This window comes from Streptomyces sp. NPDC050528 (genome assembly GCF_044457795.1).
Lineage (GTDB): Bacteria > Actinomycetota > Actinomycetes > Streptomycetales > Streptomycetaceae > Streptomyces.
The window spans coordinates 250,226-265,095 of the sequence record NZ_JBITHH010000005.1 but is presented as its reverse complement, the minus strand read 5'-3'; the positions used below and the strand labels follow the sequence as shown (position 1 = coordinate 265,095).

Sequence of the window (14,870 nt, the reverse complement as noted above, 5' to 3'; positions counted from 1 at the left end):
TGTACGGGTTCCCTGCGTTCCTCATGGACGCCGTCCGGTGACAGAACCGGGACATATGCGGGGCGCGGGGCGGGTGTTGGGGGCCGGCGTGGAGGGGCGCGCTCGCGTCTCGCCGGCACGCCGCCTCGGCTCAGCGGCCAACGGTGGGTGGGTGCTGGAAGCTGGGGGTAAAACTAACCACTGTCGCGATGCTTGACTGGTTAGAAAAGATCCCAACCTCCAGAGGGCTGGTTACCGTCTCCCGTACAGCTCCTCGTACGACGGCCATGTCCCGCCGGGGCCGTCCACCGGCTCGGCGGCGCGTACCGCGCGCACGATCGCTCGGGTTACGACCTCCGCGCCGGCCGCGAGGACGGCGTTGAGCGCGAGGGGGTTCTCGGCGTCGAGTGGGCGGGTTCCGGTGGCGAGTGCGAACACCGTGTCGCCGTCGTTCAGCAGGTGTACCGGGCGTACGGCGCGTGCGATGCCGTCGTGTGCTGTGCCGGCCAGCTTCTGCGCCTGCGCCTTGGTGAGTTGGGCGTCCGTGGCTACCACCGCGAGTGTTGTGTTCAGTGGGGGAGGGGCGTTCTTCGCGGCGGCCTCGGCCAGGCGCAGGCGGGCTGCCTCGTGGATGTGTGGTTCGGGGTACTGCACGCGTCCCTGGAACAACTCCCCGTACAGCACGCCCGTTTCGGGGTCCGTCGCCGACCCGGCCGCGTTGGCCACCACCAGCGCCGCCACCGTGATCCCCGACTCCAGCACGATGCTCGCGGTCCCTACCCCGCCCTTCAACTGCCCGACCGCAGCCCCCGTACCGGCGCCCACGCTCCCTTCGCGCACCCGCACCCCGGGTCCGCTGATCGCCGCCGCCTCGACCGCGGTCCGGCCGGTGGCCGCGTCCGGCCTGGCCCGGAAGGCGCCGCCCCGGCCCAGGTCGAAGACACAGGCCGCGGGTACTACGGGTACTACGTGCCGCGGATCGACGCCGACCCGGACCCCGCGCCCCTGCTCCTCCAACCAGGCCATCACCCCGGACGCTGCGTCCAGCCCGTACGCGCTGCCGCCGGTCAGCACGATCGCGTCGACCCGTTGCACCAGGTTGCGTGGGTCGAGCGCGTCCGTCTCCTTGGTGCCGGGGCCGCCGCCGCGTACATCCACGGCTGCCACCGCTCCGCCCTCCGGCGCGAGCACGACGGTGGTGCCGGTGAGCCAACCGTCCCCCGACCGCGTCGCATGCCCCACCCGAACCCCGGCCACATCCGTCAACGCGTCAACTGTCATGGGAGTCAGTCTTGCCCAGCACCCCGCCGATTCGGGGACTGTCGGCCCGGTGCGCGCCGGTGATCCGGGCTCGTTCGGCCCACCTTGGGCCACCGTTCCCGTCCCGGTCGGCTGGACTTCGGCACCTGTTTCGCCAGCGGTCGGCTGAGGGATGGTGGTTGGTTCGGTGTCGGTCGGCTGGGCCTCGGTGGTGGGTTCGGTGGCGTTCTGCCTCGTGCGGTCGATCGGTTCGGTCGTGGTCAGCCCGCCGTCGCCGTTGTCTCGGTCTCGGTCCCGGTCCCGGATTCCTCGGCGGCAGCCGTCCGGGCCGTCAAGGTCACTCCGGTCGCTACCGTCAGTGCCGATACCAATCCCGCCGCCAGTACCGCCCAGTGGCCCAGGAAGGTGCAGCCGAGCACCAGCAACGCGGCCAGCGGGAGGACCAGTTGCTGGGTGAGGCCCACCTTGTAGTGGCGGGCGTGGAGCGCCCATACGGTGAGCAGGTACAGGGCCGTCGGCAGGGTCACCGCTGCGGAGGCGGTCAGGGTGGAGATGTGTGCCTTGCCCACCGCCTGGGTGACCGCCACCTCCAGGCCCGCGCCGATCGTGGCCGCCGAGGCGAAGATCAGGTAGTGGCCGTAGCCCCACAGGAACGCCTGCCGACTGGAGCGAAGGTGGCCGTGGATCGGCACCACGAAGTAGATCCACCAGGCCGCGAACACGATCAGCAATCCGCCGGCCGCGATGGGCAGCAGCTCGCCCAGCGCGTCGTGTTCGTCCACCCCGGACTTCACGGCTACCGTCGCCGCCGCGATCGTCTCGCCCAGCACGATGATCGTGAACAGCCCGTACCGCTCGGAGATGTGGTGCGGATGCCAGGGCGTCGAGAAGTCCTTCTCCGCGTAGAGGGGAACGGACAGCTCCGCGATCACCATCACGAGGAACACCCATGCCCGTGCGGGTTCCGGCGCGACCACCAGCCCGCTCCAGCCGACCATGCACAGCAGCACGCCGGCCGCGTACCGCACCGCCATGGTTCTCTCCGGGCCCTGCGCGTCCTTCGCTGCCCGCAGCCACTGCGTGGCCATCGCCAGCCGCATGATCACGTAGCCGAGCCAGACGACCAGGTAGTCGTGCTGCTCGAAGGCCCGCGAGACCCCGGCGGCGAGGACCAGGACGCCGGCGATCTGCACCAGGGTGACGACTCGGTACAGCACGTCGTCGTTGTCGTAGGCCGAGGCGAACCAGGAAAAATTCATCCAGGCCCACCAGATCGAAAAGAATTGCATCGCGTAGTTCAGGACGCCCTCGCCCGCATGCCCCTCCGCGACGGCGTGCGCCAGCTGGACGCCCGCCTGTGCGATGGCCACGACGAAACACAGGTCGAAGAAGAGCTCCAGCGGTGAGGCGACCCGGTGCGGCTCGTCCCGGCCTCGGGCGGTGAGCGGGCGCAGGGGGCTCAGGGGTCGCCGGGGGTGCTGAGCGCGCTGAGTGCTGTGGGTGTCGGACGTCATGGGGGCAAGCACAGCAGATAACGTCCGCCGGGGGCCGTACCCTGGAGGCATGAGTACCGCCCCCGCCCCCGAACCGCGCGATCCGAAGCCCGCGCTGGTCTTCGACGACCCGTTGAGCCGGCCGTCCTCGGACGACACGGACCGTGGGTGGGGCGAGCGGCCCGAGGGTGACAGCGCGGCCGACCTGAAGCGCTTCCTCGACGAGAAGCCGCCCCACCACATCTGAGTCGTCGGCCGCAGTCGAGCCGCCGCCCCTGCCCGAGCCCTCGGTTACGGCTCCCGGTGTCCCTCGCCGCGCTGGGCGACGAGCGCGTCGCGGATCTCCTTGAGCACCTCCAGCTCGGTGATCTCGATGACCTCCTGCGTGCCCTCCTTGGCCTTGCGCTGGGCCTCGACCCGGGCCATGTACTTCGACATCGGCAGGACCATCAGGAAGTAGACGACCGCCGCGGTGATCACGAAGCTGAGGGCGGCTCCCAGGACCGAGCCCCACATCAGCTGGATGCCCTTGTCGCCCGAGCAACTGCTGCTCAGGCACGAGCTGTAGGTGTCCAGGTTCTGTGTGCCGATCGCCCCGACGAGCGGGTTGATGATCCCCTTCACCACCGAGTTGACGATGTTCGTGAAGGCGGCGCCGATGACGACCGCGACTGCCAGATCGACGACGTTCCCGCGCATCAGGAAGGCCTTGAAGCCCTGCCAGACGCCCGATTCCTTCTTCTTCTCGCTCAACTCGGAGCCTCTTCTCGCACGTGCAGGGGGTGGAACCAACAGCTCCGCAACCTACGTCAAGGCCCGGCCGCCCTGTCCAATTCAGTAACTCGAACGAGGGACTTGACAGCAAGTCGCCGAGACGCCGACAGGCGCGGTTCACCTCACGGACCAGCGCACGGACCAACCGGCCGATCAGCACACCGTCACCGCCAGCCGTGCCGTGGCGCTCGCGCCGGCCAGTCGCGCCGCCGTCGAGCGCGGTACCGACAGCACCACCAACGCCCCACCGCCGTCCGCCACTTCGAGCGGCTCGGGCACTTTCGTCACCCGCGCCCCGCGCGCGACCACCCGTGCGTCACCGCCCGCCGCCGACTCCTCGGCCGCGATCACATCGACCCGGTCACCGGCCCGCAACAGCCGGACCGTGCCGGCGTCGGCGATCCGCACCGGCGCCGACACCCACTCCACCGCCCGGCGCTGCCGTACAGGGTCGGCCACCGGATGTCCCCGCGGTCGCTCGCTGTGCCGTGCCTCCGCCGTGTCCCGCGGGCCCGCCGCCAGCAGCGCGGCCGCGGTCACCGCGAGCCCGACCGCCACGGCCCGCCTCCGGTGCCGTAGCAGCCGGCGCAGTCGACAGCGACCGCCGCGCACCCGCACCGGCGCGAAGTGCGGGACCTCGCAGGTGGGCGGGGCGTCGGTGCCCAGCGGGCGCGGGAAGGAATCCGTACCCGACGACGGGGTCGTGAAAGAGAGAGGGGAGGGAGGGAAGAGGGACATGGGAACACCACCTGCGACGAGGGATCGGCTTGCGGTCCCCACGATGCGGCAAGGCGCCGAGGTCTGCCGGAGCCCGTGTGTTACCCGTCGGTTGTGGACAACTCCCTCACCCGAACGGGGAGTTCCGTATCCCCAGCCCTCTCCGAATCCCCAGCCGCAGCGGCTGCGGCAGCTACGGCAGCTCGAAGCCCGGGTCCATCCCGCCCAGCGCGTTCGCGCACAGGCAGTCCCGTGTCCCGTTCTCCGGCAGCGCTGCCACCGTGTCGAACAACACGCCCCGCAGCCGGTCCACGTTGGCCGCGAACACCCGCAGCACCTCGTCGTGGGAGACGCCCTCGCCGGTCTCGGCGCCCGCGTCGAGGTCGGTGACGAGGGTCAACGACGCGTAGCAGAGCTCCAGTTCGCGGGCGAGCGACGCCTCGGGGTGGCCGGTCATGCCGACCACCGACCAGCCCTGTGCCTGGTGCCAGAGGGACTCGGCGCGGGTCGAGAAGCGCGGGCCCTCGATCACCACGAGCGTGCCGCCGTCCACCGGTTCCCAGTCCCGCCCGCGCGCCGCCTTCAGCGCGGCCGCCCGGCCGGTCGGGCAGTAGGGGTCGGCCAGCGACACGTGCACCACGTTCGGCACCGAGCCGTCGGGCAGCGGGAGTCCGTCGAAGTACGTGCCCGTGCGGGACTTCGTGCGGTCCACCAGCTGGTCCGGCACCAGCAGCGTGCCCGGCCCGTACTCGGGGCGCAGCCCGCCCACCGCGCACGGGCCGAGGACCTGGCGCACTCCGACGGAGCGCAACGCCCAGAGGTTGGCCCGGTAGTTGATGCGGTGCGGCGGCAGATGGTGGCCGCGTCCGTGCCGGGGCAGGAAGGCGACCCGTCGGCCGGCGATCTCACCGAGGAAGAGGGAGTCGCTGGGAGGTCCGTAGGGGGTGTCCACCTGGATCTCGGTCACGTCGTCGAGGAACGAGTAGAAGCCGGAGCCGCCGATTACGCCGATCTCTGCGTTCGCCATGACCAGCACCCTAGCCGTCGCCGAAAGGGCACAGGCGGCGGCTCCGGAAACGCCGAGGACCCCGTCGTCGTGGACGACAGGGTCCCGCGGTGAAGAGTCCTACGCGGCGGAGCTGTTGCTGGACGAGGAGCCCGAACTCGACGACTTCGACTTCGAGTCCGAGGACGAGGTCGAAGGGGTGGACGGCTTCGAGTCCGAGGACGTCGACGGCTTCGGGGTGGCCGGCGAGCTGCTCGACGAGGAGCCGCGGCTGTCGTTCCGGTAGAAGCCGGAGCCCTTGAAGACAATGCCGACCGCGGAGAACACCTTCTTCAGGCGGCCACCGCAATTGGGGCACTCGGTCAGCGCGTCGTCGGTGAACTTCTGGACCGCTTCAAGGCCCTCGCCGCACTCGGTGCACTGGTACTGGTAGGTCGGCACTGTGTCTTCCTCCTGGCACTCTCACTCAATGAGTGCTAACGAGCGTCCATAGTGACGTATTCCCGGGGATCAGTCCACTGCCACCGGCACGCGGTGACCGACGCCACGTGCCACGGTGCGGCTGCGGGGCCGGGTCGCGAGGCGCGAGCGGAGGGCCACCAGGGTCCCCAGGGCGAGCACCGTGCCGACCATCGGGACCAGGAAACCGGCGCCGCCCCACAGGCGGTCCTCCAGTTGTCCGGCGACCGTGACGGCGGCCGCCTGGCCGAGGGCGACCGCGCCGGTCAGCCAGGTGAAGGCCTCGGTGCGGGCGCCGGCCGGGACGAGCCCCTCGACCAGCGTGTAGCCGGTGATCAGGGCGGGCGCGATGCACATGCCGACCAGGAGACCGAGGGCGGCCAGGAGCGGCACCGAGTGCGCGGTCCACAGGGCGGACGCGGTCAGCGCGAGCGCCGCGTAGCCGACCAGGAGGCGGCGCTGCGGGGCGACCTTCCAGGCGACGGCACCACAGACGAGCCCGGAGATCATGTTGCCGGCGGCGAACGTGCCGTAGAGGACGCCGTTCAGGCCCGGTTCGCCGATCGACTCGGTGAAGGCGGCCAGGGAGACCTGCATGCCGCCGAAGACGGAACCGATGCCCAGGAAGGTCACGATCAGTACGCGCACCCCGGGGATGCCCAGTGCGGAAACGTGCTCCACGCGTGCGTGCCCGGCGGTGACGGTCACCGTGGGCTGGGTGCTCTTCTGGGCGGCGAACAGCAGACCGCCGATCAGGGTGAGCCCCGCCTCGGTGATCAGGCCCGCGGCCGGGTTCACGGCGGTGCACAGGGCGGTCGCCAGCAACGGGCCGAAGACGAAGGTCAGTTCGTCGGTGACGGACTCGAAGGCGGCCGCCGTGCTCACCAGCGCCGAGTCCTGGAGCTTCACGCCCCAGCGGGCGCGGACCATGGGCCCGATCTGCGGCACCGAGGCGCCGGTCGGCACGGCCGCCACGAACAGCGCCCACAGGGGCGCGTGGCCGAGCGCGAGGGCCGTGAACGTGAGGCCCGACAGGGTGTGCACCAGGACGCCGGGTAGCAGGACGGCCCGCTGGCCGTGGCGGTCGGCCAGCCGTCCGCTGTAGGGCGCGAACAGGGCCATGGAGACGCCGGTGACGGCCGCGGCGGCGCCCGCAGCGCCGTAGGAGCCGGTGGTGTGCTGTACGAGCAGCACGATGGAGATGGTGAGCATCGCGAACGGCTGGCGTGCGGCGAAGCCGGGGAGCAGGAACGTCCAGGCGCCGCGCGTGCGCAGCAGCTGCCCGTATCCAGGACGTGATCCCGGGCGGGAGGTGACCGTGGATGCCACGGCCCGTGCCTTTCTGCCACCTGGTGGCGCGCCCCGTGCGGAGGGCGCCGAGCACTGTCCTCTTGCGCGGAACTGCGGTAGATACCGGTGCCCACGCGGAGAGGGATTCGGCCGCCATACGGTCGCGCCAGCACTGCTTCAGGCAGAGTTGATTCGATCAGAATGTGCCTTCATCGTACAGGTGATCAGGCCCGGTGTGCCTGTGAAAACGGGCACCACGCGTGCGTTCACCTGCGATTGGTGAACGTGTGAACCGTACGAAACATGCCCTTAACGACCGGCGCCCGTGGTGTCCGTGCCCAGCCACCCCGCCAGCTTGCCGCCGTGACCCACCGCGCGCAGCCGCTGTTCCGCCGCGTCCCGGACGGGGTCCGTGGCGACCACGAGGAGTTCGTCGCCGCGTCGCAGGACCGTCGAGGGCAACGGAACAAACGATTTTCCGTCGCGTACGACGAGGGTGACCGCGGCCCCGGCCGGCAGCCTCAGTTCGTTGACCTCGACGCCGTGCATCTTCGACTCCTCGGGGATCGCGACGGACAGCAGATGTCCGCGCAGCCGCTCCAGGGGTGCCGATTCGATGCCGAGGTCGGCTGCCTCCGGGCCTTCGCCGAGCCGGAGCTTGCGGGCCAGCCAGGGCAGCGTCGGCCCCTGGACGAGGGTGTAGACGACGACCAGGACGAAGACGATGTTGAAGATGCGGCGGCTGCCCTCGACGCCGTTCACCATGGGGATCGTCGCCAGGATGATGGGCACGGCGCCGCGCAGCCCGGCCCAGGACATGAGGGTCTGCTCCTGCCAGGGCACCCGGAACGGCGTGAGGCTCACCACCACGCTGAGCGGGCGGGCCACCATCGTCAGCACCAGGCCGATGAGGAGCGCGGGCCAGACGTCGTCCCCCAGCTCGTGCGGGGTGACCAGCAGGCCGAGCAGGACGAACATGCCGATCTGCGCGATCCAGCCGAGCCCCTCGGCGAAACCGCGCGTGGCGGGCCAGTGGGGCAGCTTGGCGTTGCCGAGCACCATCGAGGCGAGATAGACCGCCAGGAAGCCGCTGCCGTGCGCCAGGGCGCCCGCCGCGTACGCGGTGACGGCGATCGCCATGACGGCGATCGGGTAGAGACCGGAGGCGGGCAGCGCCACGTGCCGCATCCCCCAGGAGCCGAGCCAGCCCACCGCGATGCCCATGGCCGCGCCGATGGCCAGCTCCAGGGCTATCTCGCCCACCAGCACGTACCAGTGCTCGACCGGGCCGGCCGTGGAGAAGGCGACGACCAGGATGACCACCGGGGCGTCGTTGAAGCCGGACTCGGCCTCCAATGTGCCCGTCACGCGCGCGGGGAGGGGGATCCGGCGCAGCACGGAGAACACCGCCGCCGCGTCCGTCGAGGACACCACCGCCCCGATGATGAACGCCTGCCGCCAGTCCAGACCGACCAGATAGTGCGCGCCCGCAGCCGTGACGCCGACGCTCACCGCGACCCCCGCCAGCGCCAGGGTGGCGGCGGACGACAGGACCGGCCCGACCTCTTTCCACTTCGTGCCGAGGCCGCCCTCGGCCAGGATCACGACCAGGGCCGCGTACCCGATGACCTGGGTCAGCTCGGCGTTGTCGAAGTGGATGTCGCCGACGCCGTCCTGGCCCATGGCGACGCCGATGCCCAGGTACACGAGCAGGCTGGGGAGCCCGCTGCGCGAGGAGATCCGGACCGCCGCGACGGCGACGAGCAGGACGAGCGAGCAGACGAGCAGCAGCTGGTCGAGGTGGTGGACAGTCAGTGGCCTTCCCTTCCTCGGCTGACGCGCGTGCAGGGCGGCAGCACATGTACAGGGGACGCGAGGCTGCGGCGCCATGCATCCAAGTACTTCGTTACCTTACCTAACTCTTGACGCTTTCTTGACACTTCGCGAGGCAAGATCGAACGCCCGTCCGCGTCGGTACCCGACTCCGCGTCAAGTCGCTGGGGACCCTGCGCCTATGGTTGCTCCAGCGCTCAGTCAAAAGCACAGCCCGCCCTGCCGCTCGCGTTAGGACAGCAAGGACAGCGATGCCCCCCAACACCACCGCCTCATCGGGTCATAAGCCCGGCAAGTCCGGCAGGAAAAAGGGGCGCAAAGCCCGTCTACTGGTGCTTGTTCTGGTAATGGCCATCATCGGGGGCATCGCCTACGGCGCGTACTGGTCCATCAGCACGGTCCGCGCCTCGCTTCCGCAGACCACGGGTTCGATCACGCTCGACGGCCTCTCCGGGCCCGTCGACGTCAAGCGTGACAGCTACGGCATCCCGCAGATCTACGCGTCCTCCGACGCGGACCTGTTCATGGCGCAGGGCTACGTCCAGGCGCAGGACCGGTTCTACGAGATGGACGTGCGCCGGCACATGACCGCCGGGCGGCTGTCCGAGATGTTCGGCAAGAGCCAGGTCAAGAACGACGAGTTCCTGCGCACCCTGGGCTGGGACCGGGTGGCTCAGAAGGAGTACGACACCACGTTGTCGGCCTCCACGAAGAAGTACCTCCAGGCGTACGCCAAGGGAGTCAACGCCTACCTCCAGGGCAAGGACGGCAAAGAGATCTCCCTGGAGTACGCGGCCCTCGGCTTCAAGAACGACTACAAGCCCCAGAAGTGGACCCCGGTCGACTCGGTCGCGTGGCTCAAGGCGATGGCCTGGGACCTGCGCGGCAACATGAAGGACGAGATCGACCGCGCCCTGATGACCAGCCGCCTCGGCCCCCAGCAGATCGCGGACCTGTACCCGGAGTATCCGTACAGCCGCAACCAGCCGATCGTCACCGAGGGCGAGTACGACGAGTACACCAAGACCTTCGACGGCGGCGACAGCTCCTCCAGCACGTCCACGAGCGGCACGACGGGCTCGACGTCGTCCTCGTCCGGATCGGCCCTCACGAGCCAGCTGGCGGGCCTCTCGAACGTCCTGGACGACCTCCCGACGGCCGTCGGCGTGAACGGCCAGGGCATCGGCTCCAACTCCTGGGTCGTCGCCGGGAAGAACACCATCACCGGCAAGCCCCTCCTGGCCAACGACCCGCACCTGGAAGCCTCGTTGCCGTCCGTCTGGTACCAGATGGGCCTGCACTGCCGCGCGGTCTCCAGCAAGTGCCAGTACGACGTCAGCGGCTACACCTTCGCGGGCATGCCCGGCGTCGTCATCGGCCACAACCAGGACATCGCCTGGGGCATGACCAACTCCGGGGTCGACGTCACCGACCTCTACCTGGAGAAGCTCTCCGGCGACGGCTACCTCTACGACGGCACGACGAAGCCCTTCACGACCCGCACGGAGACCATCAAGGTCGCCGGCGGCGCCTCCAAGAAGATCGTCGTCCGGGAGACCAACAACGGACCGCTGCTGTCCGACCGCAACGACGAACTCGTGAAGGTCGGCAAGAAGGCCGCCGTCGACACCGCGGCCCCCGACAGAGGGGACGGCTACGGCATCGCCCTGCGCTGGACCGCCGAGGACGCGGGCACCACCATGGACGCCGTCTTCGCCATCGACAAGGCGTCGGACTGGAGCGAGTTCCGCTCCGCGTCCGCGAAGTTCGACGTGCCCTCGCAGAACCTCGTCTACGCCGACACCAAGAACCACATCGGCTACACTCTGCCCGGCAAGATCCCGATCCGCGGCAAGGGCGACGGCTCGCTGCCGGTGCCCGGCTGGGACCCCAAGTACGACTGGACCGGCTACATCCCGCAGGCCGCCCTGCCGTACGAGTACGACCCGAAGCGCGGCTACATCGTCACCGCCAACCAGGCCGTGATCGACAAGGACAAGTACCCGTACACGCTCACCACGGACTGGGGCTACGGCACCCGCAGCCAGCGCATCACCGATCTGATCCAGTCGAAGATCGACGGCGGCGGCAAGATCTCCACCGACGACATGCGGCAGATGCAGCTCGACGACAGCAGCGAGATCGCCAAGCTGCTCGTGCCCAAGCTTTTGAAGATCGACGAGCCCGACCCGGACGTGCGCGAGGCGCAGAAGCTCCTGGAGGGCTGGGACTACACCCAGGACGCCGATTCGGCGGCGGCCGCCTACTTCAACTCGGTCTGGCGCAACATCCTCAAGCTCGCCTTCGGCAACAAGCTGCCCAAGGAGCTGCGGGTCAAGGGCCAGTGCCTGTACGTCTCGCCGGTCGACACCACCGGTCCCGCCGACGAGGACAACACGAAGGTGCGCGAGTGCGGCGAGCGTGACGCCGACGAGGCGCAACCGGACGGCGGCGACCGCTGGTTCGAGGTCGTCCGCAAGCTCATGGACGACCCGAACAACGACTGGTGGAAGACCCCCGCCTCGGGCAACCGCCCGTCGGCGAGCAACATGAACCAGCTGTTCAAGCGCGCCATGATCGACGCCCGCTGGGAGCTGACCGCCAAGCTCGGCAAGGACATCGACACCTGGAGCTGGGGCCGGCTGCACCGCCTGTTCCTGAAGAACCAGACCCTGGGCACCGACGGCCCCGGCATCGTCCAGTACGTCCTCAACCGCGGCCCCTGGAAGCTCAGCGGCGGCGAGGCCACGGTCAACGCGACCGGCTGGAACGCGGCCGGCGGCTACGGAGTCGTGTGGGTGCCGTCGATGCGCATGGTGGTCAACCTCGACGACTTCGACAAGTCCAAGTGGATCAACCTCACCGGCGCCTCCGGACACGCCTACAGCGCGCACTACACCGACCAGACCAGCAAGTGGGTCGACGGTGAACTGCTGCCCTGGTCGTTCTCGTCCAAGGCGGTCGACGGCAGCACGAGCGACACCCTGGTGCTGAAACCGTGACTCGTTGAACAACCGAACAACCTGAAATGGCCCTCCACGCGTGCGTGGAGGGCCATTTCGGTTCCCGTTCAGGTTCCCGCGAACCGCCGCACACCCGAAGGCGTCACCACCGCCCGCACCGGCCGGTCGTGCGCCTCCGCAGGCACGTGCCCGACGACCTCGGAGTCGTACAGCAGCACCACCAGCGCGGGATGCGCGCCCGCCCGCTCCAGCCGCGCCAGCACGCGGTCGTACGACCCCCCGCCGCGCCCCAGGCGCATCCCGCGCCCGTCGACCGCCAGGCCGGGCAGCAGGACGACGTCGGCGCCGGTCACGGCGTCCGGACCGAGCCGCTTCCCGGAGGGCTCCAACAGGGCCATCTTTCCGCCGTGTTGGACGAGCGCGAGCGAGCCCTCGCCGTCGTAGGAGCCCCACTCCAGGTCGTTGTCCGGGAGGAGCGCCGGGAGCAGGACGTCGATGTCCCGCGCGCGGAGTGCGTCCAGGAGTGCGGGCGTTCCGGGTTCGCTTCCCACGGAGACGTACGCCGCCACCGTGCGAGCGTGCGCCAACTCGGGCAGTTCCAGGGCGCGATGGGCGAGCGCTGCGGCGGCCTCCCGTACGTCATCGGCCGTCAACCTGTTCCTCACCGTGAGGAACTCTCGCCGCAACATTCGCTTGTCAGGCTCAGGTTCATGTCCTAGGTGACGCACAGGTCCCACCCGTACCCTTCCTAATGTGCTCATATGAGAGCGTTTTAACCGGAGCCACAGATTCTGCACAAAGGCACCGGATAAGGTTCGGGCATGACTCAGTCGCACCCCAGGATCAGCAAGGCTGTCATTCCCGCAGCCGGTCTCGGCACCAGGTTCCTGCCGGCCACGAAGGCAACTCCCAAGGAGATGCTGCCGGTCGTGGACAAGCCCGCGATCCAGTACGTGGTCGAAGAGGCCGCGTCGGCTGGGCTCGACGACGTCCTCATGATCACCGGGCGCAACAAGCGCCCCCTTGAGGACCACTTCGACCGCAACTACGAGCTCGAATCCGCCCTCCAGAAGAAGGGCGACGCGAGCCGGCTCGCCAAGGTCCAGGAGTCCAGCGACCTCGCGACCATGCACTACGTCCGCCAGGGCGACCCCAAGGGCCTCGGCCACGCCGTCCTGTGCGCCGCCCCGCACGTCGGCCACGAGCCCTTCGCCGTCCTCCTCGGGGATGACCTGATCGACCCCCGTGACCCCCTGCTCGCGCGCATGGTCGAGGTCCAGGAGCAGCACGGCGGCAGCGTCGTCGCCCTCATGGAGGTCGCCCCGGAGCAGATCCACCTCTACGGCTGCGCGGCCGTGGAGGCCACCGCGGACGACGACGTCGTCAAGGTGACCGGCCTGGTCGAGAAGCCGGACGCGGCTGACGCCCCGTCGAACTACGCGATCATCGGCCGCTACGTCCTCGACCCGCACATCTTCGACATACTCCGCAAGACCGAGCCGGGCCGCGGCGGCGAGATCCAACTCACCGACGCCCTCCAGCAGTTGGCCACCACGTATACATCAGCGGCTACCGCCGCGGAGAAGGTCGGCGGCCCCGTGCACGGTGTCGTCTTCAAGGGCCGCCGCTATGACACCGGCGACCGGGGCGACTATCTGCGTGCCATTGTCAGACTCGCGTGCGAACGTGAAGACCTGGGACCGGACTTCCGGGCCTGGCTTCGCAGTTACGTAGCCGAGGAGATGTAGCAACGTTGAGCACCGCCGCGACCCGCACCGCAGGGCCCGACCACCTCTGGACGGTGGACGAGCACCTGGAGGACATCCTCGCGACCGTCCGCCCCCTGGAACCCATCGAGCTGCAACTGCTCGACGCCCAGGGCTGCGTCCTGGTCGAGGACATCACGGTGCCGGTCTCGCTCCCGCCCTTCGACAACAGCTCGATGGACGGGTACGCGGTGCGGGTCACGGACGTCGCGGGCGCGAGCGAGGAGTTCCCGGCCGTCCTGACGGTGATCGGCGACGTCGCGGCGGGCCGGGCCGAGCCGCTCCACGTGGGCCCGGGAGAGGCCGCCCGCATCATGACCGGCGCCCCGCTCCCGCCCGGCGCGGAGGCCGTCGTCCCCGTGGAGTGGACCGACGGAGGCCTCGGCGGCGGTCCGGTCACCGGCATGCGGGCCCGCAGCCAGGCTCCCGAGGGTGCCGGCGGGCACGTGCACGTGTACCGCTCGGCCGAGGCACGCGCGCACGTACGCGCGAAAGGCAGCGACGTGAAGGCGGGCGACCGCGCCCTGGACGCCGGCACCGTCCTCGGCCCCCCGCAGATCGCCCTGCTCGCCGCGATCGGCCGCGGCACGGTCCGCGTGCGCCCCCGTCCGCGCGTGGTCGTGATGTCCACCGGCAGCGAACTCGTCCAGCCCGACGAGCAGTTGGCCGACGGCCAGATCTACGACTCCAACAGCTTCGCCCTCACCGCGGCCGCCCGCGACGCCGGCGCCATCGCCTACCGGGTCGGTGCCGTCGCCGACGACGCCGAGACCCTCCGCTCCACCATCGACGACCAGCTCGTCCGCGCCGACCTCCTGGTCACCACCGGCGGCGTGAGCGTCGGGGCGTACGACGTCGTCAAGGAAGCGCTGTCCTCCGTGGCCGACGAGGACGAGGAGGGCGCCGGGATCGACTTCCGCAAGCTCGCCATGCAGCCCGGAAAACCCCAGGGCTTCGGCTCCATCGGCCCCGACCACATCCCGCTGCTGGCCCTCCCCGGCAACCCGGTGTCGTCGTACGTCTCCTTCGAGCTGTTCGTCCGGCCCGCGATCCGCGCCCTGATGGGCCTGGACGACGTCCACCGTCCGAGGACCCGGGCCACCCTCACCACGGACAAGGCGCTGACCTCCCCGAAGGGGCGCAGGCAATTCCTCCGGGGGACGTACGCCGATGGCGAGGTCACCCCCGTAGGGGGCGCCGGATCGCACCTGGTCGCGGCCCTCGCGCTCGCCGACGCGCTGATCGTCGTCCCCGAGGACGTCGAGTCCGTGGAGCCCGGCACCGAGGTCGAAGTGGTCCTGCTCGGCTGAGTACTCCTGGTTGGCGGTAC

The 14,870-nt window shown here is 69.9% G+C and carries 13 protein-coding genes; 4 read left to right on the top strand and 9 right to left on the bottom strand.

From position 1 onward, the window contains the following. Positions 1–231 precede the first annotated feature (231 nt). Entirely contained in the window at positions 232–1,260 is a 1,029-nt protein-coding gene (locus tag ACIBK4_RS19435; protein ID WP_398995984.1) for a P1 family peptidase, read from the bottom strand. Positions 1,261–1,499: 239 nt separating this feature from the next. Further along, positions 1,500–2,753, bottom strand: coding sequence for a low temperature requirement protein A (locus ACIBK4_RS19430; RefSeq protein ID WP_398995983.1), 1,254 nt, complete (start codon positions 2,751–2,753; stop codon positions 1,500–1,502). A gap of 49 nt (positions 2,754–2,802) precedes the next feature. Here ACIBK4_RS19430 and ACIBK4_RS19425 point away from each other — a divergent pair, with 49 nt between their 5' ends. Continuing rightward, positions 2,803–2,979, top strand: a complete 177-nt coding sequence (locus ACIBK4_RS19425; RefSeq protein ID WP_366496909.1) for a hypothetical protein — start codon at positions 2,803–2,805, stop codon at positions 2,977–2,979. A 44-nt stretch (positions 2,980–3,023) separates the two neighbouring features. Here the strand turns inward: ACIBK4_RS19425 and mscL are convergent, their stop codons facing one another. The 6 genes from mscL to ACIBK4_RS19395 all read right to left on the bottom strand — a co-directional run bounded on the left by mscL (position 3,024) and on the right by ACIBK4_RS19395 (position 8,868). Continuing rightward, a complete protein-coding gene (gene mscL / locus ACIBK4_RS19420) occupies positions 3,024–3,485 on the bottom strand; it encodes a large conductance mechanosensitive channel protein MscL (protein ID WP_398995982.1) in 462 nt (153 codons plus the stop codon). Between the two features lie 174 nt (positions 3,486–3,659). After that, entirely contained in the window at positions 3,660–4,244 is a 585-nt protein-coding gene (locus tag ACIBK4_RS19415; RefSeq protein ID WP_398995981.1) for a hypothetical protein, read from the bottom strand. A gap of 172 nt (positions 4,245–4,416) precedes the next feature. Continuing rightward, positions 4,417–5,250, bottom strand: coding sequence for an S-methyl-5'-thioadenosine phosphorylase (locus tag ACIBK4_RS19410; RefSeq protein ID WP_398995980.1), 834 nt, complete (start codon positions 5,248–5,250; stop codon positions 4,417–4,419). A 99-nt stretch (positions 5,251–5,349) separates the two neighbouring features. Then, positions 5,350–5,670, bottom strand: coding sequence for an FmdB family zinc ribbon protein (locus tag ACIBK4_RS19405; protein WP_398995979.1), 321 nt, complete (start codon positions 5,668–5,670; stop codon positions 5,350–5,352). Positions 5,671–5,739: 69 nt separating this feature from the next. After that, positions 5,740–7,017 carry an MFS transporter gene (locus ACIBK4_RS19400; RefSeq protein ID WP_398995978.1) on the bottom strand — a complete coding sequence of 426 codons (1,278 nt, stop codon included), beginning with the start codon at positions 7,015–7,017 and terminating at the stop codon, positions 5,740–5,742. A 270-nt stretch (positions 7,018–7,287) separates the two neighbouring features. Continuing rightward, on the bottom strand, positions 7,288–8,868 hold the full coding sequence (locus tag ACIBK4_RS19395; RefSeq protein ID WP_398995977.1) for a potassium/proton antiporter: 1,581 nt from the start codon (positions 8,866–8,868) through the stop codon (positions 7,288–7,290). Positions 8,869–9,062: 194 nt separating this feature from the next. On the opposite strand from ACIBK4_RS19395, the gene ACIBK4_RS19390 reads away from it, so the two are divergent. Then, the gene (locus tag ACIBK4_RS19390) at positions 9,063–11,813 is read left to right on the top strand and encodes a penicillin acylase family protein (protein WP_398995976.1); all 2,751 of its coding nucleotides are present in this window, start codon (positions 9,063–9,065) and stop codon (positions 11,811–11,813) included. A 68-nt stretch (positions 11,814–11,881) separates the two neighbouring features. On the opposite strand, the gene ACIBK4_RS19385 is transcribed toward ACIBK4_RS19390, so the two are convergent. Further along, entirely contained in the window at positions 11,882–12,463 is a 582-nt protein-coding gene (locus ACIBK4_RS19385; RefSeq protein WP_398995975.1) for a 5-formyltetrahydrofolate cyclo-ligase, read from the bottom strand. Positions 12,464–12,595: 132 nt separating this feature from the next. Here ACIBK4_RS19385 and galU point away from each other — a divergent pair, with 132 nt between their 5' ends. Then, positions 12,596–13,522 carry a UTP--glucose-1-phosphate uridylyltransferase GalU gene (gene galU / locus ACIBK4_RS19380; RefSeq protein WP_398995974.1) on the top strand — a complete coding sequence of 309 codons (927 nt, stop codon included), beginning with the start codon at positions 12,596–12,598 and terminating at the stop codon, positions 13,520–13,522. 5 nt (positions 13,523–13,527) lie between these two features. After that, positions 13,528–14,850: a gephyrin-like molybdotransferase Glp gene (gene glp / locus ACIBK4_RS19375; protein WP_398995973.1), complete on the top strand. Its 1,323-nt coding sequence runs from the start codon at positions 13,528–13,530 to the stop codon at positions 14,848–14,850. Positions 14,851–14,870: the final 20 nt, after the last annotated feature.